This window comes from Aestuariivirga sp. (assembly GCF_044239095.1).
GTDB lineage: Bacteria > Pseudomonadota > Alphaproteobacteria > Rhizobiales > Aestuariivirgaceae > Aestuariivirga.
Genome location: NZ_JBIICB010000052.1, coordinates 1 through 19793, shown reverse-complemented (window position 1 = coordinate 19793; position 19793 = coordinate 1). Strand labels below are relative to the sequence as shown.

Here is a 19793-nt window from a genome sequence, read left to right as displayed (position 1 = left end):
TCGCGGAGAGAGGCCCTCATCCCCCCTGTCGGGGACCTTCTCCCATTGCTTCGCAACGGGAGAAGGGCACAAACATCTCCCAGCCTTCCCTTCTCCCGTCCCGAAGGGATGGGAGAAGGTGGCCGAAGGCCGGATGAGGGCCTCTGTCAACCGGCACGGCTCGCGGAGAGAGGCCCTCATCCCCCCTGTCGGGGACCTTCTCCCATTGCTTCGCAACGGGAGAAGGGCACAAACATCTCCCAGCCTTCCCTTCTCCCGTCCCGAAGGGATGGGAGAAGGTGGCCGACAGGCCGGATGAGGGCCTCTGTCAACCGGCACGGCTCGCGGAGAGAAGCCCTCATCCCCCCTGTCGGGGACCTTCTCCCATCGCGTTGCGACGGGAGAAGGGGACAAACATCTCCCAGCCTTCCCTTCTCCCGTCCCGAAGGGATGGGAGAAGGTGGCCGAAGGCCGGATGAGGGCCTCTTTCAACCGGCACGGCTGTCAGACCACTGTCCTGGGGCGAAACGGAAAACGTCCCTACCAGCCGCCGCCACCCCCGCCACCGCCACCGCCGCCGGAGAATCCGCCCCCGCCCGAGCCGGAGCTGCGACCCGGGGCGGTTGCCGCTGCCGCAGCGCTTGAGGCGAGGCCGCGGCCCAGCCTGTCGGTGAAGCCGCCGCCCATGCCGCTGCCCCAGTGCTGGCCGGAATACCAGAGAGGTCCGGCGGCAGCCCCCGCCGCTGCGGCAGCGGCAAGCACGGCGGCGAACTTGGCGTTCCATTCATTCTCGCAGTCGAGGGCGAGCGCGTAAGGCAGGTAGCGCTCGAACAGCTCCGGCGTTTTCTCCGGCGGGTGCAGCACCTTGAGGCGCTCTTCCTCGGCGGTTGAAAGGTAGAGGCGGAAGCCCTCGATCTGGTCCAGCAGCTGGCGGCCCGTCTGGGTGGGCGCCCGCAGCAGCTGGTAGAACACGACGTTGATGAGGCCCAGCAGCACCGCAGCACCCGCCAGCGCATAGAGAGCCGGCGATCCTCCCCCCTGCAGGAAGATCAGGGCAGGCACCACAATGCCGCCGCCCGCGAAGGGCACGAGCAACAGCAGCGTGCCGAGCGAGGTGATTTTCGCCCACAATCCGCGCGTCGCGAACATGCCCCTGAAGGAGGCCCAGCCCACCGCCAGCACCACGCCCCACCACACCGCCATCCAGCCAATGGCGAAAATGCCCTGCACGCCTTCCTGGCCCGGCAGCAGCAGTGCCCCTGTGATGAGGCAGATGACGGAGATCGCAAGCCCAGCCGCGAACCAGCCGAAATTGCGCAGGAAAGCCGTGCCCTCGAACTCGTCCTTCAGCGCCGTGTTGAGGGCGCTGCGTGCCGCGCTCACCCGCGCATGGTTCGCCTGCTTCAAGTCCGTCGCGCCCGAAGGCAGGGCGGCATAAAGCGCGCCTTCGGCAGTGGTCAGCGGCGCGGCACCTGCGGGTGGGGGGAGCTTGGTGATGGTGAAGCTCCGGTCATCATCGGCGATCTTCAGTCGCCCCTTCACCGCCAGCCCCACCATCGCCGCGGCGAAGGCCTTGTCATCCGCACCATAATGCGTGAGGAAGCGCACGGCGGAAGGCCCCAGCCCCTTGGGCGGCGCGAAGAGCGGCACGATCACGCCCTTCGCAGGGTCGCGGCCCACCTTGTTCCACGCGAACAGGAAGTAGAGCGCGGAGGCCAAGAGCCCCAGCGCCAGCGTGAAATAGCCGGCATTGTCGAAGATCCACCAGCGCCACTTCTGCGCATCCGTTGGCGGCGCCACCAGCCCCTTCTGCCAGGCCACCGCCACGGTGAAGCCCTCGTTGGGCGCGAGCGGCTGCGTCGTCTCCGCCGCGAATGTGTTGCCGGAGGCTGAGAGCACGCGGCTGCTCCGCCCTGTGGAACCATAACCGCCGGTGAACTCGTCATGCTGCAGGATGCTGGCGCCGGTTGGCAGCCTGATCGTCACCTCCGCGCGGTCGATGGGAAAGTCCCAGCCATTGCCGGTAACATTCCAGTACAGCTCGTCATATCTGTCGAAGAAGCCGATCTGCCGCGTGGTGCGGTAGCTGATGTCATAGCGGTGCGGCCCGTCGTCGAGGAACACATCCTTGTCGCCGATCCTGATCCGCGTTCCATTGCTCAAGGCTTCGAGCACATAGGGCTCGGCATGTCCGTCCCGCTTCACCGCGATAACGTTAAAGCCGGCGATCACCCGCTGGCCATGCCGGTCGGCATAGGTCGTCGGGAAATCGCGGAAGATGCCCCGGCGGATCTGGTTGCCCTCGGAATTGACGAAGATCGTCTCGCTCACCTCCACCGAGCCATCGCCATTGACGATAATGTTGCTGACGAAGCGCGAGATGCGCTCCTCCGCCAGCGCTCCGGACGACAGCGCCAGCAGCAGGCCGATGGCGAGGGCGAGAAGACGCATGGTCAGCGCGTCTTGAAGTCGACCTTCGGCACCTCGCGCGCCGCGGCATCGCCGATCTCGAAGAACTCCGCCTTCTGGAAGCTGAACTGGCCAGCGACGATATTCGTGGGGAAGCTCTCGATCATGGTGTTGAGGTTCCGCACCGCGCCATTGTAATAGCGCCGGGACAGCTGGATCTCGTCCTCGATGTGAGAGAGCTTGTCCTGCAGGTCGCGGAAATTGGCATCCGCCTTGAGCTCCGGATAGGCCTCGGCGACGGCGAAGAGCCGGCCCAGCGCGGCGCTCATCGCCTGGCCCACGGCGGATTGCTCGCCCACCGTTCCCCCGGCTATCGACTTTGCCCGCAGCTCTGCGATGTCGTGGAACAGCTTGTCCTCATGCGCGGCATAGCCCTTCACCGTCTCGATCAGGTTGGGGATCAGGTCTGCCCTGCGCCTCAGCTGCACATCGATGCCGCTCCAGCCTTCCTCGACGAGGTTCTTGTTCTTGACCAGCCCATTGTAGGCCCAGACCAGATAACCGCCGATGAGGATGGCGAGGCCCAAAATACTGTAGCCAAACATGCCCGTGTGCTCCCTTGCCAACTGGGCGCGACTATGGGGCTTCAGGCCTGGGGTGGCAAGTTTGCGCTCGCCTGTCCCTCACCCCCGAAGAAGGAGCGGATCACATGCAGCGCGCTGCGTGACCTCAAGCAGATCATCCATTCCTCCATCTCGGTCTTCCAGTCGGGAATGGCCAGCACGGCAAGCCTGCCGTCGGGCACAAGCTCACCCTCTGACATGATGGCGAGTCCCAGTCCCTGGGCCGCCGCCTCGCGCGCTGCCTCGCGGCTCTCGATCTCGATGGTGGCCGAAAGCGTCAGGCAGCGCCTTGCTGCCTCCGCCAGCAGCAGCTTGCGCGTCATCGACCCTTCCTCGCGCAGGATCAGCGGCAGCCGCACGAGGTCCGTGAAGGCAACCTCCTTCAGCGTGGACAGGCGCGAGGAGCGCTGCACCACCGCCACCAGCCTGTCGCTGCGCAGCCGCCGCGAGAGGAAGGAGGCTTCCGGCGGCCGCTCGGCCGTCACCGCGATGTCGATCGAGAAATCCTCGAGCCGCTTCAGAAGCTGGGCGGAATTCCCCGTCACCAGCCGCACCGCCAGCTTCGGGTGCTTCAGCCTGAAGCGCGCAACGTCCGGCAGGATGTGGGAGGCTGCGTCCGCCCCGATGGTGAGCTGGCCCTCCTCTAGCGTGCGCCCGCGGGAGAGAAGCTCCATCGCCTCCGTTTCCGCCTCGAACTGGCGCTCCGCAATGGCGAAGAGCTTGCGGCCCATGCCGGTGAGCGTGGCCCCTGCCGCCGCCCGCGTGAACAGCTGCACGCCATAGGTCTCCTCCAGTTTCCGCACATGGTCGGAAACCGCCGGCTGGGTGAGGCCCAGCGCCTCCGCCGCGCGGGAGAAGCCGCCGTGGACGGCCACCGCATGAAAGGCCTTGAGCTGGGCGTGTCGCATATCTTTCAAACTTATGTGCTGCATAAGAACATACGATTTGACTGATGGGGGTCAAGCCGCCATTTTCGGAACCACTTCGCAAGGATCAATCCATGGACAAGATGCCCAGCCGCTTCGATGGCCCGCCCGGCCAGGAAGACATGCCCTATCTGCTCACCCCCGGCCCTCTCACCACCTCGCGCACCGTCAAGGCCACGATGCTGGCAGACTGGGGCTCGCGCGACATCGAGTTCCGCCGCGTCGTGGCCGAGATCCGCAAGGGCCTGCTCGATCTCGCGGGCTGTGACGTGTCCTATGAATGCGTCATCATGCAGGGCTCCGGCACCTTCGCCATCGAGGCGGCCCTCGGCAGCTTCTGCCCCAGGGCGGATGCGAAGACGCTCGTCATTGCCAACGGCGCCTATGGCGACCGCGCAGCCGCGATCCTGACGCGGCTCGGCCGCCCCGTGGTGAAGATCGACAAGGGCGACAGTGCCGCTCCCGCGGCAGAGGAAGTGGCCGCCGCCCTCGATGCTGATCCCGCGATCAGCCATGTCTGGGTCATCCATTGCGAGACGACCTCCGGCATCGTCAACCCGATCGCCGCGATCGCCCATGTGGCGAAGGCCCGCGGCAAGCTGGTCATGGTCGATGCCATGTCCTCCTTTGGGGCGCTTCCGCTTGCCATGAAGGACGGCTACGACGTCATGGTCTCCTCCTCCAACAAGTGCATCGAAGGGGTTCCCGGCTTCTCCTACGTGCTGGTGAAGCGCGACATGCTGGTGGCCTCGAAGGGCATGAGCCATTCGGTGGTGCTGGACCTCTACGAGCAGTGGAAGGGGCTGGAAGCCAACGGCCAGTTCCGCTTCACGCCGCCCACCCACGCGCTGGTCGCCTTCCACCAGGCAATGAAGGAGCACGCCGAGGAGGGCGGTGTTCCGGCCCGTGGCGGCCGTTACAGCCGCAATGCCGGTATCCTCATCCGCGGCATGCGCGACATGGGCTTCTCGACGCTGCTGTCTGACAATGAGGCGGGCCCCATCATCCAGACCTTCCTCACCCCGCGCGATCCCAATTTCGATTTCGAGCAGTTCTATGAGGACCTCCGCCTGCGCGGCTTCGCCATCTATCCCGGCAAGCTCACGAAGCGCCCCTCCTTCCGCATCGGCACCATCGGCAAGGTGGACGAAAAGGTGATGCAAGGCGTGCTGCAGGCCATCCGCGAGGTACTCGCCGGAATGAACGTCACCGATCTGTCACCGCTCGACGCCTAACATCTCTATCCCTCGCCCCCACGCAGTGGGGGAGAGGGCAGGGTGAGGGGGTGCCGGCCACGCACTCCCATTTGGCAGTCCCAGTACTGCACCACCCCCTCACCCTTCCCTCTCCCCCGGCGGGGGAGAGGAATAGAAACCGAAAGTGAATCGAGACCCCGCATGAAAACCGTCACCGTCAACGGCCGCAGCTACAACTGGCCCTCAGCCCCCCTCACCGTCATCTGCTGTGACGGCAGCGAACCCGCCTACATGGAAATCGCCATGCAGCAGGGCCTGATGCCGAACCTTCAGCGCATCATCGCCAAGGGAGAGAACCGGCGCGGCCACTCCGTCATCCCGAGCTTCACAAACCCGAACAACCTCTCGATCGTCACCGGCCGCCCGCCCTCAGTCCACGGTATTTGCGGCAACTATCTCATCGATCCGGCCACCGGCCAGGAGACGATGATGAATGACCCCAAATGGCTCCGCGCCCCCACCATCTTCGAGGCCTTCCAGAAGGCGGGCGCGAAGATCGCCATGGTGACGGCGAAGGACAAGCTCCGCCTCCTCCTCGGCAAGGGCCTCGTCTTTGACGGCACGGCGGTCGCCTTCTCCTCGGAAAAGGCCGACAAGGTGAACCTGAAGGACAACGGCATCGAGAACGTCTGCGCCCTCACCGGCATGGGCGTGCCGGACGTCTACTCCGCTGAGCTTTCGGAATTCGTCTTCGCCGCGGGCGTCAAGCTGCTCGCGCAGATGAAGCCCGATCTTATGTATCTCTCCACCACGGACTACGTGCAGCACAAATATGCGCCGGGCTCGGATGGGGCGAACCGCTTCTATGCCATGATGGATAAATATCTGGGCGAACTCGATCAGCAAGGCGCCATCATCGTCATCGTCGCCGACCACGGCATGAAGGACAAGCATCTCGCCAATGGCGAGCCTGACGTGCTTTACCTGCAGGACGTGCTGGACACCAAGTTCGGCGCGGGCAAGACCAAGGTCATCCTGCCCATCACCGATCCTTACGTCGTCCACCACGGCGCGCTCGGCAGCTTCGCCACCGTCTATGCCTATGGCCCGAAGGTTGCGGAGATCATGGCGGTCATCGCCAGCCAGCCCGGCATCGACGCCGTGCTCGACAAGGCCGAAGGCTGTGCGCGCTACGAACTCCCGGAGGACCGGATGGGAGACGTCATCGTCGTCTCCGGCGGCCCACAAGGCTCCAAGGTGCTTGGCACCTCGCGTGACAAGCATGACCTCTCGGGGCTGAACGAGCCGCTCCGCTCCCATGGCGGGCTGACCGAGCAGGAAATCCCGGTCATCGCCAACCGCAAGTTCAAGAACCCGCCCGCCCAGCTGCGCAACTTCGATGCGTTTGCGCTCGGCTGCAACAATATCCTGGAGGCTTAACATGAACGTCGCAGCAACCCAGCGCCCCGTCATCAGGGAATCGATGCGCATCGGCGGCAAGAAGGTGGATGCCGAGGGCGTGGTCCCCGTGCACTACCCCTACACCAACGAGGTGATCGGCACCGTCCCCGCCGGAACGGCCGCGCATGCGGCACAAGCCTTCGCCATCGCGCGCAATTACAAGCCGAAGCTCACCCGCTATGAGCGCCAGCAGATCCTGTTCCGCACGGCGGAACTGATCCGTTCACGGAAGGACCAGCTCTCGGATCTCATCACGCTCGAGCTCGGCCTCTCCAAGAAGGATTCGCTCTACGAAGTCGGCCGCGCCTATGACGTCTATTCGCTGGCAGGCCAGCTCTGCATCATCGATGATGGCCAGATCTTCTCCTGCGACCTCACCCCGCAAGGAAAGCCCCGCAAGATCTTCACCAAGCGTGAGCCGGTGGGCGTCATCTCCGCCATCACGCCCTTCAACCACCCGCTCAACATGGTCTCCCACAAGGTGGCCCCGGCGATTGCCACCAACAACTGCGTCGTCGCCAAGCCCACGGAGCTGACGCCGCTCACCTGCATCGCGCTCGCCGACATTCTCTATGAGGCCGGCCTGCCGCCCGAAATGTTCCAGGTCGTCACCGGCTGGCCCGACGAGATCGGCGACGAGATGGTGACCAACGCCGACATTGACATCATCACCTTCACCGGCGGCGTGCGCGTCGGCAAGATCATTGCGGCCAAGGCGGGCTACAAGCGCGCCGCCCTCGAACTCGGTGGCAACGATCCCTTGATCATCCTCGATGATCTTTCCGACAGCGATCTCGACAAGGCCGCCGAACTCGCCGTCGCGGGTGCCACGAAGAACTCCGGCCAGCGCTGCACTGCGGTCAAGCGCATCCTCGTGCAGGAGCGGATTGCCGACAGGTTCGTCGAGAAGGTGCTGGCGAAGGCCAAGGCCATCAAGTTCGGCGATCCGATGGATCCTGACACCGATCTCGGCACCGTGGTGCATGAACTGGCCGCCAAGACTTTCGAGGAGCGCGTCCACAAGGCGGCCGAGCAGGGTGCGAAGATCCTCTACAACCCCGGCCGCCAGGGGGCCCTCCTGCCGCCCATCACGGTTGATTTCGTGCCGCACCAGTCGGAGCTCGTCTTCGAGGAAACCTTCGGCCCCATCGTCCCCATCGTCCGCGTGCCCAATGACGATGCGGAGGTGATCCGCATTTCCAACTCCACCGCCTTCGGCCTCTCCTCGGGCGTGTGCACCAACAACCTCTCGCGCATCACGAAGTTCATCGAGGGGTTGAACGTCGGCACGGTGAACATCTGGGAGGTTCCCGGCTACCGCATCGAGATGTCGCCCTTCGGCGGCATCAAGGATTCCGGCAATGGCGTGAAGGAAGGCGTCATGGAAGCCATGAAGTTCTTCACCAATGTGAAGACCTGGTCGCTGCCCTGGCCGCAATGAGGGGCGAGTTCAACCCGGGAACCGCCGCCATCGCGTTGCCGCTCTGGGGTGTGCGTGTTGCGCACACCGGCGTGAAGCGGGACTTCTCCGGGGTTCCAGGCTGAGGCAGGACACCGCATGAAACTGATCCACATCACCGATCTCCATCTCATGCCGCCGGGCGAGACGCTCTGGGGTCTCGACCCCCTCGCGCGTTTCGATGCCGCCCTCGCGGACATTGCCGCCCACCACGCGGATGCCGCTCTCTGCGCCATCACCGGAGACCTCACGGAGAAGGGCGACATCGCGGCCTATGCGCTGCTCAGGGAGCGGCTCGCCGGGTTCCCGATCCCCACCCGTCTCATCCTCGGCAACCACGACGACCGCGCGAATTACCTGAAGGTCTTCGGCGGTGCGGATGAGACCGGCCACGTCCAGCACGTCCTGAAGCACGAAGGCCGCCACCTCCTCTTCCTCGACACGCTGAAGGGCCCGCCATCCTCCGCCGGCCTCTACGATGCCCCGCGCCGCGCCTGGCTGGAGGCACGGCTCGCAGAAGGCGGCGGCGCCCCCGCCTACCTCTTCATGCATCACCCGCCCTTCGACATCGGTCATCCGTTGATGGACCTCATCAAGCTCGATGATGCGGAGGCCTTCGCGGCCTTGATCAAGGGCCACGACATCCGCCACATCTTCTTCGGCCATGCGCACCGCACGATTTCCGGCAGCTGGAACGGCATCGGCTTCTCCGCCCTCCCGAGCCTCAACCACCAGCTTCCACTCGTTGGTGGATCGGTCGAGACCGTCTATTCGGATGAGCCCCCCATGTATGCCGCCGTCACGCTTGCGGACGCGATGACGCTCGTCCACTCAGACGCCTTCATGCACCGCAACCCTGCGCAGATGCACGCGGATGCGGAGCGGGGAAATTGGTTTTAACGATGTCAATCAGCAGACCCGCTGACTAGCACATCGTAGGAATAAAAGCAAGTAGGAATTTTAACCCTCATCTCGCTCGATTCTCTCACCTTCGCCGGGCTTGACCCGGCGAAGGTGAGGTTTGAGAGTTCATCCTCGCCTACCCCAGCCCCTCGGCCTTAAGCACCTGCCGGATCGAGCTCGCCGTCTTGTCCGCGATTTCCGTCAGTTCCGCATCCGTCGCGTTGTAGGGCGGTGCGATGATCACCACGTCGCCATTGATGCCGTCGACGTTTCCGCCCACCGGATAGCAGATGAGCCCGTTCTCGAAGGCCCGCTGGCGGATCTTCATGAACAGCTTGCGCTCACCCGCGAAGGGCGTCTTCGTCCCGCGGTCGGCCACCAGCTCGATCGCCTGGAAGAAGCCGCGGCCCCTGATGTCGCCGACGGCATCGATGTCCTGTGTTGCATCGGCCAGCATGGCGCGCAGCGTGCCCTCCATGGCGTGCACGCGCTCCACCAGCTGCTCGCGCTCCACGATCTTCTGCACGGCAACGCCCGCAGCACAGCAGGCCGTGTGGGCGGTGAAGGTGTGCCCCGTCATCGGCGCGCCGTGCCGGCCGTGGATCGCATCGGCCACCCTGTCGCTGTAGATCGCGGCGCCCAGCGGCAGGTAGCCGGCAGCCAGGCCCTTGGCCACCGCCATGATGTCGGGTTCAACGCCATCCTGTTCCAGCGCCCGCCACGTGCCGGCGCGGCCCGCCCCGCACATCACCTCGTCCGAGATCATGATCACGCCGTAGCGGTCGCAAATCTCGCGCACCCGCCTGACATATCCCTCCGGCGCGGGCACGCAGCCGCCCGCTGCCCCCACCACCGGCTCGAAGATGAAGGCTGAAATCTTTTCCGGCCCCACCCGCAGGATTTCGTCCTCGAGCTCCTTGGCGCAGGCTTCCCCCACGGTTTCGGGGCCCGACCCCGCAACCGGCCGGTAGGCATTGACCGGGGACAGCCGCGACACCTCGAGAAGCGATCCCTCGAAGGCGCGCTTCCTTTCGAGGAAGCCGGAGACGGAGAGTGCCCCCAGCGTATTGCCATGCCAGGAGCGTTCGCGCGCGATGAAGCGGCGGCGGCTCATCTCACCCCGCGCCGCGTGATACTGGAGGGCGAGCTTCAGGCAGGATTCGACCGCCTCCGAGCCGCCGGTCACATAGACCATGTGGTTCAGCGTTCCGCCGCAGCGGCGGCGGATGATGGCGGTCAGTTCCTCCAGCGCATCGGAGGAGAAGTTGTAGCGGTAGCCATGGGCGATCCGGTCCAGCTGGTCCTTGATCGCGCCGTTCACCTCCGGGTTGGAATGGCCGATGCAATAGACGGCGGGCCCGCCGGAACCGTCGATGTATTGCTTGCCGTCCACGTCATAGACATAGCTGCCCTTCGCCCAGGCCACTTTCGGAAGATCGCCGGTCGAGTGAATATGGGAGGGTAGCGCTGCGGCGGAGGACATCGGCATGAAACCTTGCGTTGGCTGGAACGGTCGACCAGACTCCTAACACCCAAATGAGAGGCACGGCAAACCGGTGATCACTGTCTTCGACGACCTGCAACGCTCCCATGCGCCGCGCGAATTCATCGTGTCTGGCAAGCCGCAGCCCATTCCTGAGATTCCGGAGCGGATCGACATGCTGATGGACGGCGCGCGGCGGATCGGCGGTCCGGTGGTGGCCCCGCCGGACATTTTCGGAGACACCATCGCCCTGGTGCATGAGGCGCGCTACATCCAGTTCCTGTCCACCCTGTGGGAACGCTGGCAGCGGCTGCCGGACGCGTCAGAGACGCCGCAGCCCAACGTCTTTGCCCTGGGGCGCGGCACACTTCCGCCCCCGTCCTATCCGGACAGCGTTGTCGGCCAATGCGGCTGGCACCTGGGTGACCGGTCTTGCCCCGTCACGTCCAGGACCTGGGAGTCGGCCCGCGCCAGCGCGGCCAGCGCCGCCCATGGCGCGCGGCTGCTGCTGGCGGGTGAGCGGATCGTCTACGCGCTGTGCCGCCCGCCCGGGCACCATGCCGCGGCCGATGTGGCGGCGGGCTTCTGCTATCTCAACAACACGGCAATCGCTGCCGCGCTGCTGACCGAGGCCGGCAAGCGCACCGCCATCCTCGACATCGACGTCCATCACGGCAACGGCACGGAGGCGATCTTCTATGACCGCGCGGACGTGCTCACCGTCTCGATCCACGCGCACCCCAAGCGTTTCTACCCCTTCTTCTGGGGCTATGCCGGGGAGATCGGCCGCGGCGAGGGTGAAGGCTTCAACCTCAACCTGCCGCTGGAGCGCGGCACGTCCCTCAAGCCCTATTGCGCCGCGCTCGACACCGCACTCGACCGCATCGCCCGCTTCGCGCCGGATGTTCTGGTGCTTGCCACCGGCCTTGATATTGCCATCGACGATCCCTTCCAGGGCTTCGCCATCGCCACGGCGGATTTCGAGCAGATCGGGCGGCAGATCGCAGGGCTCCGTCTTCCCACCCTGGCCGTGCAGGAAGGAGGCTACCCCTCGCCAAGCCTCGGCCTCAACCTCGCGTCCCTGCTGCGGGGCCTCCTCGCATGAGTGTCACACTCCGCCCCATGCGGCCGGATGAGGCGGACAGCGTGGCAGCGATGGTGCGCGGGCTGGCGGAGCACATCGGCACGGGTTTCGTCCCACGGCTCACGGGCGAGAAACTGGCGCGCGCGGGCGATCTCATCGACGTCGTTGTGGCCGAGGAGGGCGGACGCCTGATCGGCGCCTGCCTCGGGCTCATGACATTCTCCACCTGGCGCGGAGCGCCGGGTCTCTACGTCGTCGATCTCTTCGTGCTGCCTGAGGCGCGCGGGCGCAATGTCGGCCTCGGGCTGCTTGGCTGCTCCGCCCGCCGCTTCGCCTTGCGGGGTGCCGAGTTCATCAAGCTCGAGGTGGACGAAACGAATGCCGGCGCACAGCGCTTCTACGCCAGGCTCGGCTTCGTGAAGAAGACCGAAGACAGGCTCCATGTTCTGGAGCAGGATAAGTTCACGGCTCTGATTTCAATGGGAGAAGAAACGACATGACGATCAAGCGCGTCGGCCTCATCGGTGCCGGCCTCATGGGCCACGGCATCGGCAAGAACATCCTGGAGAAGGACTATTCCCTCACGGTGATGGCCCACCGCAACCGTGCACCGGTCGATGACCTTGTCTCGAAGGGCGCACATGAGCGCAACAACCCGCTCAGTGTCGCCAAGGAGTGCGATATGGTGATCCTCTGTGTCACGGGCACGCCGCAGATCGAGCAGATCGTCTACGGCGAGTACGGCCTCATGGGTGCGGTGCGCGAGGGTCTCGTCATCGCCGATTGCTCGACGGCCGAACCGCATTCGACCGTGAAGATCGCGGCCGATATCGAAGCCAAGGGCGGTCATTTCGTCGACACGCCGATGACGCGCACGCCCAAGGAGGCCGCCGCCGGAAAGCTCGGCCTGATGACGGGCGGGCCGGATGAGGTGATCGCGCGCATCCGCCCCGTGCTCGAATGCTTTGCCGATACCATCGTCCATGCCGGTCCGGTGGGCTCGGCGCACCAGCTGAAGCTCATCAATAATTTCCTGTCGATCGCGCATGCCGCTGTGGCGGCGGAGGCGATCACGGTCGCCGCCAAGGCGGGCGTGGACATGAAGGCGCTGAGGGACATCGTCATGGCGGGCGGCGCCGCCTCCACCATGTTCGGCCGCTTGATCAATGTTCCGCTCACGGATGATGACAGCGCCGCCCAGTTCGCCATCCGCAATGCCAGGAAGGACCTGCGCTACTACACCAACATGACGGAGCAGCTCCCCGTCGCTTCCTTCCTCGCTGAAACCGCGCACCAGATCACCGTCATGGCCGACAACATGGGCTATGGTGACCGTTTCATCCCCCGCCTCATCGACGTGATGATGCAGGTCAACGGCGTGAAGAAGTGACATGAGCGGCATGTTCTCGCTTGAGGGCCGCGTGGCCCTCGTCACCGGCGCATCAAGGGGCCTCGGCTTCGCCATGGCGAAGGCGCTGGCGGAGAATGGCGCTAAGGTCGTCGTCAACGCCCGCAACGGCGATGAGCTTGCCGCTGCTGCCGCGAAGATCGGGGCGGAGGCCATGGCCTTCGACGTGACGGACGCCAAGCTTGCCCGCGCCGCAGTTGAAGACATCGCGGCGCGCCATGGCAAGCTGGACATTCTCGTCAACAATGCCGGCATTCAGCACCGCAGGCCGATCACCGAGTGGGAGGATGATGATTTTGACCGCGTCATCTCGGTCAACCTCACCTCCTGCTTCCGCCTGGCGCGTGATGCGGCGCGGCTGATGCTGCCCAACCGGTATGGCCGCATCATCAACACGGGCTCGATCTCGGCCATCCTCGGCCGCCCGACGATCCACGCCTATGTCGCGGCCAAGGCAGGCCTGCATGGCCTGACGCGCTCGATGGCGGCGGAACTCGGCCGCCAGGGCATCACGGTGAACGCGCTGGCGCCGGGCTATTTCGCGACGGAGCTTAATACCGCACTGCTGGAGGACAAGGCCTTCACCGCCTGGGTCGAGGGCCGCACGCCCGCGGGCCGCTGGGCGAAGCCCGAGGAGCTCGGCGGCGCCGCGGTCTTCCTCGCCTCAGACGCTGCGGCCTACGTCAATGGTCACGTGCTGGCGGTGGATGGCGGGTTGTCCGTGTCGCTGTGAGGCGAAGTGGCCCTCATCCGGCCTTCGGCCACCTTCTCCCATTGCTACGCAACGGGAGAAGGGAAAACTGATGTGTGTTTATCCCCTTCTCCCGTCGCGTCACGCGATGGGAGAAGGTGGCCGAAGGCCGGATGAGGGCTCTTCCCCAGTGGCAGGGTCTCACGCCTCCGGCGTCCTGCCCTCCAGCACTTCGGCAAACTTCGGCATGTCGATGTTGCCGCCGGAAAGCACCACGCCTACGCGCTTGCCCTTCATGGCGCCGCGCTCCTTCATCAGTGCCGCCAGCGGGGCAGCGCCTGCTCCTTCCGCAATCGTGTGGCAGCAGCGGAAATAAAGCCGCACAGCCTCAGCGATCTCATCGTCGCTCACTGTCACGATATGGTCTGCGCCGCGTTTGATATGCGCGAAGGCCTCCGGATTGACGACGCGCACCGCCATGCCGTCGGCGAAGGTCGTGGCCGCATGGGTGGAAACAGGCTTGCCAGCCGCGAAGGACAGCGCGATGGCATCGGCCCCCTCCGACACGACGCCGATCACCTTGGTCCTGAGCCCCAGCATGTCGCGCGCGGCGATGGTGCCGACGATGCCTGATCCCATGCCGACCGGCACATACACCGCATCGAGATCGCCCGCCGCGCGGAACAACTCATGGGCATAGGTCGTCACCCCCATCACCAGCTCCTTGCCGAAGGACGGGATGAAGTCGAGGCCGCGCGCCTTTGCGATCTCCATCGCCGTTTCGCGCGCCGCGTCGAAGTCGTGGCCGGTCTCGATCAGTTCAGCACCCAGCGCCCGCATGGCGGCGTTCTTCTCCGGCGAATTGCCGACGGGGCAGACGACCGTGGACGTGATGCCCACGCGGGAGGCCGCGAAGGGAATGGACTGGCCATGGTTGCCGCGCGTGGCGGTGATGACGCCGTTGGTCTCGCCCCGCTCCTTGCGCAGCTTCATGTGCACGAGGCCGCCGCGAACCTTGAAGGCGCCGGTGGGCGTGTTGTTCTCGTGCTTCACCCAGGTCTCGCAGCCCGTGGCCTGCTTCAGCAGCGGCCAGGCATACTGGGGGGTGGGCGGCATGGCGGCATAGACGATGCGGCTGGCCTGTTCGAACTCGTCGGCTGTATACATGGAACAAGTAAGGCCGATCTGCGGGAAGCGGTCAACCTTGACTCGCGGCCCTGCGCATGTTTGTCACCCACAGCGCAAGAATCAGACGGGGAAGTGACGATGACAACGGCCTTCGTGTTTCCGGGCCAGGGCAGCCAGGCAGTCGGCATGGGCAAGAGCCTTGCCGGGAATTTCGCAGCCGCGCGCGCCGTGTTCGATGAGGTCGATGCAGCCCTCGGCCAGAAACTCGCCGCGCTGATGTGGGAAGGCCCGGAGGCCGACCTCACCCTGACCGAGAATGCCCAGCCCGCGCTGATGGCGGTTTCCATGGCGGTGATCCGCGTGCTGGAGGCCGAGCATGGCATCACGGTGGCCAACACAGCCCGCTTCGTCGCCGGCCACTCGCTGGGCGAGTATTCGGCGCTCGCCGCCGCAGGCACCTTCACGCTGGCCGATGCGGCGCGCCTTCTCAGGATTCGCGGCCAGGCCATGCAGGGCGCCACCCCGTTCGGCACTGGCGCCATGGCGGCGCTTCTCGGCCTCGATTTCGCAACCGCGGCGGCCGCTGCCGCCGAAGCGGCCCAGGGCGATGTCTGCCAGGCAGCGAATGACAACAGTGACGGCCAGGTCGTCGTTTCCGGCACCAAGGCCGCGGTCGAGCGCTGCGCCGAGATCGCCAAGGCGAAGGGCGCCAAGCGCGCGGTGATGCTGCCCGTCTCCGCCCCCTTCCACTGCGCCCTGATGCAGCCCGCGGCGGATGTGATGGCAGAGGCCCTCGCCAAGGTCGCCATGCAGGCGCCGGTGGTGCCGGTCGTCGCCAATGTGGGGGCCGCTCCTTTGAGCGACCCGGCAGCGATCCGCGCCAGCCTCGTCGCGCAGGTGACGGGCACGGTGCGCTGGCGTGAATGCGTGGCCTTCATGGCCGCGCAGGGCGTTTCCCGCTTCTATGAGATCGGGGCAGGCAAGGTGCTGACCGGGCTCGCCAAAAAGAATGCGCCCGAAGCCTCCGCCTTCGCCATCAATTCCGCCGAAGACATTGCCGCCGCGGCGGCCCAGATCAAGGGATAAGCAGATGTTCGATCTTACCGGCAAGACCGCCCTCGTCACTGGCGCAACGGGTGGCATCGGTGCTGCCATTGCCATGGCGCTCCACAAGGCGGGCGCCACGGTTGCCATTTCCGGCACGCGTGCGGCAGTGCTGGAGGCGTTGAAGGCGGAGCTGGGGGGTGAGCGCGTGCATGTGCTGCCCTGCAATCTCTCCGACGCAGCCGCCGTCGAGAAGCTGGTGCCCGAGGCCGAAGCGGCGATGGGCTCGCTCGATATTCTCGTCAACAATGCCGGCATCACCAAGGACGGCCTCGCCATGCGCATGAAGGACGAGGACTGGACTTCGGTGATCGACGTGAACCTCACCGCCTCCTTCCGCCTGGCGCGCGCCGCCATGCGCGGCATGATGAAGAAGCGCTGGGGCCGCATCGTCAACATCACCTCGGTGGTGGGCGTCACCGGCAATCCGGGCCAGGCCAATTACGTGGCCTCCAAGGCCGGCGTCATCGGCCTCACCAAGTCTCTCGCGCAGGAACTTGCTGCCCGCAGCGTAACCGTCAATGCAGTGGCCCCCGGCTTCATCGCCACGCCGATGACGGATGTGCTGAACGACAAGCAGAAGGAAGCGATTCTCGGCCGTGTTCCGGCGGGCAAGCTCGGATCGCCCGAGGACATCGCGGCGGCGGTTCTTTACCTGGCGTCGGAAGAGGCGGGCTATGTGACCGGCCAGACGCTGCACGTCAACGGCGGCATGGCGATGGTGTGATCAGCGTTCCAGCACCAGCACGTCGAGCTTTGATTCGAACTGCGGGGCGGGGAACATGATGACGATGCGGTTCTCGCCCCGGCGTTCTGCCACGGCGGCCTGGTCCTGCTTGGCGTCCTCGCCATAGCGGCGGGCCTCCTCGCCGGCGTAGTAGCCAGCACCCAGATAGGCAAGCCGCGTTGCCGAGAGGGTGTAAAACAACCCTGAGGTGCGTTGCGAGCCGGTGAGCTTCTGCAGCATCCAGCCTGAGCCATCGTCCGAGATGCGGCACTTGAACCAGCCATAGGCCACGAGCGGCACGCCGCCGCCGGCCTTGAAGGTGCGGCAATTCCAGTCACCCGTGGGATCGAACCCTTCGGCCAGCGGCAGGGCCGTGCCGGCCAGGGCATCTTCCAGCAGCTTGATGTCACCGGCTGATCCGCCTGCGCGCGCCTCGGCCAGGGCCTCCGTCATGATCGCATCGAAGCGCGCCAGGCGGTCCTTGTCGAAAGCGCTGATCCGCTTGTCGAGCGTGCCGTCGGCGTGGACCAGCGGGGATCCCGCCAGCAGCAGGAGAAGGGTGAGGAGCATGCGTTTCATCCCCGCAGGCTGCCAAATCGGCAATCCGGCCGCAAGTCCGGATCGAGGGGGCGCTGATCGGGCCTGGCCATTGCCCCTTTTGACCTCTCGCGGTTTTGTGCTAGGGAAACCCCCGGCGTGTGGGGGGCCGCAGGGGGGTCCTGCTGTCCTGCCGGATGAGTTCCAGAAACAATCAAGGACGATAAGACAATGAGTGATGTGGCTGACCGGGTGAAGAAGATCGTCGTCGAGCATCTCGGCGTGGACGCCGACAAGGTGAAGGCGGAAGCGAGCTTCATTGACGACCTCGGCGCGGACAGCCTCGACACGGTCGAGCTGGTCATGGCCTTTGAAGAAGAGTTCGGGATCGAGATTCCGGACGATGCGGCGGAGTCCATTCAGACCGTTGGCGATGCCGTCAAGTTCATCGAAAAGAGCGCGGCTTAAACCAGCTGCGTTGGGCCGGCCCTGAGGGCTGGTTCAAATGGGGATCACTGCGCGGAGGCGGGGCCAAGAACGACCCGCCGCCGCGTTTTCGCGTAGAAAGGGCTTTGCATGCGGCGCGTCGTCGTCACCGGTCTCGGCATGGTTTCTCCGCTCGCCACGGGCGTTGAGGAAAGCTGGAGCCGCCTTCTTGCCGGACAGTCGGGCGCGGGGCCGATCACGCGGTTCGATGCCTCCGATCTTCCCTGCCGCATCGCCTGCGAGGTAAAGCGCGGCGACGGCACCGGCGGCACCTTCAATCCTGAGCAGTGGATGGATGCCAAGGAAATCCGCCGCTACGACGACTTCATCATCTATGCCATGGCAGCCGCCAAGCAGGCGATGAAGGATTCAGGCATCGAGCTCAAGACCGAGGATGAAAAGTACCGCGCCGGCGTGCTGGTTGGGTCCGGCATCGGCGGGTTGAGCAACATCGCCGACACCACGACGCTGATGAACGAGAAGGGCCCGCGCCGCATCAGCCCGTTCTTCATCCCCGGGTCGCTGATCAATCTCGCCTCGGGTCTGGTGTCGATCGAATTCGGCCTCAAGGGTCCGAATCATGCGGTGGTCACCGCCTGCTCGACGGGCTCCCACGCGATTGGTGATGCGGCACGCATCATCGCCATGGACGATGCCGACATCATGATTGCAGGCGGCGCCGAATCCGCCATCTGCCGCATCGGCATCGCGGGCTTCATCGCCTGCAAGGCGCTTTCCACCAAGTTCAACGACACGCCCGAGAAGGGCTCGCGCCCCTATGACAAGGATCGCGACGGCTTCGTCATGGGCGAGGGGGCCGGCCTCCTCGTGCTCGAGGAACTCGAACACGCCAAGGCGCGCGGCGCGAAGATCTATGCCGAGGTCGTGGGCTACGGCATGTCGGGCGATGCCTATCACGTCACCGCGCCCTCATCGGATGGCGATGGCGCCTTCCGCTGCATGACGGCGGCCTTGAAGCGGGCGGGCCTCCAGGCCCACGAGATCGACTATGTGAACGCGCATGGCACCTCAACGCCCTTGGGCGACGAGATCGAGCTGCGCGCGGTGGAGCGTCTGATGGGCAACCGCACGGCGGACCTCACCATGTCCTCCACCAAATCCTCGGTCGGCCATCTGCTGGGTGCTGCTGGCGCTGTCGAGGCAATCTTCTCCATCCTCGCCATCCGGGACAATGTGGCCCCGCCGACGATCAATCTCGACGCGCCATCGGTCGAGACCAGGGTCGACCTCGTGCCGCACCAGGCGAAGAAGAAGGAGATCAACACAGTTCTGTCCAATTCCTTTGGTTTTGGGGGCACCAACGCATCGCTGATCATGCGCCGCTACGCGGCCTGACGGCCGGAGAGGATAGAGCTTGAAGCGACCGCCGCCATCCGTGAAGATACCCGGGCCGCGGCGGCGCAAACGGCGGGCGTCGGCTCTCTCACGCGTGCTTCTCTGGACGGTGCTGCTGGGGATCTTTGCCGGCCTTGCGGCGCTGGTGGCAGGCTTCTTCGCATATAGCGCTTTCACGGCGGCAGGCCCCCTGGCCGAGCGGAAGGTGGTCGTCGTCGAGCAGGGCCTGTCAGCCGCGGGGATCGGCACGGCGCTGGAGCGGGGCGGCGTCATCTCCAACGGACGGGTTTTCGCGGCCATGGCGCAGCTGACCGGGCAGCGCACGCAGCTCAAGGCTGGCGAATATGATGTTCCGGCGGCGGCCTCCATGCAGCAGGTCATGTCCATCATCGCCAGCGGCCGGGCGATCACCTACAAGATCACCATTCCCGAAGGCTTCACCAGCGAGATGGCGGTGGCCCGCGTCAATGCCAGCGAGGTGCTCACCGGCGCGCCCGCAACACCGCCGCCGGAGGGCTCGATCCTGCCCGATACCTATGTGTTCCAGCGCGGCATGACGCGTCAGAAGCTGGTTGAGGACATGCAGGCAGCCCAGACCAGGCTGCTGGAAGAGCTGTGGGCCAGCCGGGTGCCCGTGCCGGCCATTGCGACCAAGGAGCAGGCGGTGACGCTTGCGTCCATCGTGGAAAAGGAAACGGCGGTGCCAGAGGAGCGCCCCGTCATCGCCTCGGTGTTCATGAACCGGCTGAGCAAGGGCATGCGGCTGCAGTCGGACCCGACGATCATCTATGGCATCACCGGCGGCAAGGGGCGGCTGGACCGGGCATTGACCC

Annotated in this window: 19 protein-coding genes; 13 read left to right on the top strand and 6 right to left on the bottom strand. The window is 65.4% G+C overall.

Annotated elements, in window-relative coordinates:
- Positions 1 to 519: 519 nt before the first annotated feature.
- Genes ACILRA_RS07145 through ACILRA_RS07135 form a run of 3 tightly spaced genes read right to left on the bottom strand, consistent with a single transcriptional unit; the run spans position 520 to position 3919 of the window.
- A complete protein-coding gene (locus ACILRA_RS07145) occupies positions 520 to 2430 on the bottom strand; it encodes a DUF2207 domain-containing protein (RefSeq protein WP_395661409.1) in 1911 nt (636 codons plus the stop codon).
- A gap of 2 nt (positions 2431 to 2432) precedes the next feature.
- Positions 2433 to 2993: a LemA family protein gene (locus tag ACILRA_RS07140; RefSeq protein WP_395661408.1), complete on the bottom strand. Its 561-nt coding sequence runs from the start codon at positions 2991 to 2993 to the stop codon at positions 2433 to 2435.
- A 41-nt stretch (positions 2994 to 3034) separates the two neighbouring features.
- Positions 3035 to 3919, bottom strand: a complete 885-nt coding sequence (locus ACILRA_RS07135) for a LysR substrate-binding domain-containing protein (RefSeq protein WP_395661407.1) — start codon at positions 3917 to 3919, stop codon at positions 3035 to 3037.
- Between the two features lie 92 nt (positions 3920 to 4011).
- Here ACILRA_RS07135 and ACILRA_RS07130 point away from each other — a divergent pair, with 92 nt between their 5' ends.
- From ACILRA_RS07130 to ACILRA_RS07115, 4 genes are all read left to right on the top strand, one after another.
- Positions 4012 to 5172, top strand: a complete 1161-nt coding sequence (locus ACILRA_RS07130) for a 2-aminoethylphosphonate--pyruvate transaminase (protein ID WP_395661406.1) — start codon at positions 4012 to 4014, stop codon at positions 5170 to 5172.
- Between the two features lie 162 nt (positions 5173 to 5334).
- Positions 5335 to 6573, top strand: a complete 1239-nt coding sequence (gene phnA / locus ACILRA_RS07125) for a phosphonoacetate hydrolase (protein ID WP_395661405.1) — start codon at positions 5335 to 5337, stop codon at positions 6571 to 6573.
- Position 6574: 1 nt separating this feature from the next.
- Positions 6575 to 8035, top strand: a complete 1461-nt coding sequence (gene phnY / locus ACILRA_RS07120; protein WP_395661404.1) for a phosphonoacetaldehyde dehydrogenase — start codon at positions 6575 to 6577, stop codon at positions 8033 to 8035.
- Between the two features lie 117 nt (positions 8036 to 8152).
- The gene (locus ACILRA_RS07115) at positions 8153 to 8953 is read left to right on the top strand and encodes a phosphodiesterase (protein WP_395661403.1); all 801 of its coding nucleotides are present in this window, start codon (positions 8153 to 8155) and stop codon (positions 8951 to 8953) included.
- Positions 8954 to 9092: 139 nt separating this feature from the next.
- Here ACILRA_RS07115 and ACILRA_RS07110 read toward each other — a convergent pair whose 3' ends face one another.
- Positions 9093 to 10445: an aspartate aminotransferase family protein gene (locus ACILRA_RS07110; RefSeq protein ID WP_395661402.1), complete on the bottom strand. Its 1353-nt coding sequence runs from the start codon at positions 10443 to 10445 to the stop codon at positions 9093 to 9095.
- A 67-nt stretch (positions 10446 to 10512) separates the two neighbouring features.
- Between ACILRA_RS07110 and ACILRA_RS07105 the strand changes: the two genes are divergently transcribed.
- From ACILRA_RS07105 to ACILRA_RS07090, 4 genes are read left to right on the top strand one after another with little or no spacing between them, the layout of a single operon-like run.
- Positions 10513 to 11544 (top strand): histone deacetylase family protein, encoded by a 1032-nt coding sequence (locus ACILRA_RS07105; RefSeq protein ID WP_395661401.1) that lies wholly within the window; start codon positions 10513 to 10515, stop codon positions 11542 to 11544.
- The gene (locus ACILRA_RS07100; protein ID WP_395661400.1) at positions 11541 to 12023 is read left to right on the top strand and encodes a GNAT family N-acetyltransferase; all 483 of its coding nucleotides are present in this window, start codon (positions 11541 to 11543) and stop codon (positions 12021 to 12023) included. Before ACILRA_RS07105 ends, ACILRA_RS07100 begins: the two co-directional genes overlap by 4 nt.
- Entirely contained in the window at positions 12020 to 12913 is an 894-nt protein-coding gene (locus tag ACILRA_RS07095) for an NAD(P)-dependent oxidoreductase (protein ID WP_395661399.1), read from the top strand. The genes ACILRA_RS07100 and ACILRA_RS07095 overlap by 4 nt, the downstream gene beginning before the upstream one ends.
- A gap of 1 nt (position 12914) precedes the next feature.
- Positions 12915 to 13664, top strand: a complete 750-nt coding sequence (locus tag ACILRA_RS07090; protein WP_395661398.1) for an SDR family oxidoreductase — start codon at positions 12915 to 12917, stop codon at positions 13662 to 13664.
- Between the two features lie 159 nt (positions 13665 to 13823).
- Here ACILRA_RS07090 and ACILRA_RS07085 read toward each other — a convergent pair whose 3' ends face one another.
- Positions 13824 to 14789 (bottom strand): threonine dehydratase, encoded by a 966-nt coding sequence (locus tag ACILRA_RS07085; protein WP_395661397.1) that lies wholly within the window; start codon positions 14787 to 14789, stop codon positions 13824 to 13826.
- Between the two features lie 99 nt (positions 14790 to 14888).
- Here ACILRA_RS07085 and fabD point away from each other — a divergent pair, with 99 nt between their 5' ends.
- The gene (fabD, locus tag ACILRA_RS07080) at positions 14889 to 15836 is read left to right on the top strand and encodes an ACP S-malonyltransferase (RefSeq protein ID WP_395661396.1); all 948 of its coding nucleotides are present in this window, start codon (positions 14889 to 14891) and stop codon (positions 15834 to 15836) included.
- A gap of 4 nt (positions 15837 to 15840) precedes the next feature.
- Entirely contained in the window at positions 15841 to 16581 is a 741-nt protein-coding gene (gene fabG / locus ACILRA_RS07075) for a 3-oxoacyl-[acyl-carrier-protein] reductase (RefSeq protein ID WP_395661395.1), read from the top strand.
- Here fabG and ACILRA_RS07070 read toward each other — a convergent pair whose 3' ends face one another.
- Positions 16582 to 17151, bottom strand: coding sequence for a DUF4893 domain-containing protein (locus ACILRA_RS07070; RefSeq protein ID WP_395661394.1), 570 nt, complete (start codon positions 17149 to 17151; stop codon positions 16582 to 16584).
- A 198-nt stretch (positions 17152 to 17349) separates the two neighbouring features.
- Between ACILRA_RS07070 and ACILRA_RS07065 the strand changes: the two genes are divergently transcribed.
- The 3 genes from ACILRA_RS07065 to mltG all read left to right on the top strand — a co-directional run.
- Entirely contained in the window at positions 17350 to 17586 is a 237-nt protein-coding gene (locus ACILRA_RS07065) for an acyl carrier protein (protein WP_395661393.1), read from the top strand.
- A 108-nt stretch (positions 17587 to 17694) separates the two neighbouring features.
- Positions 17695 to 18960 (top strand): beta-ketoacyl-ACP synthase II, encoded by a 1266-nt coding sequence (gene fabF / locus ACILRA_RS07060; protein ID WP_395661392.1) that lies wholly within the window; start codon positions 17695 to 17697, stop codon positions 18958 to 18960.
- Positions 18961 to 18979: 19 nt separating this feature from the next.
- On the top strand, positions 18980 to 19793 hold an 814-nt coding region (gene mltG, locus ACILRA_RS07055; protein ID WP_395661391.1), incomplete at its 3' end, for an endolytic transglycosylase MltG.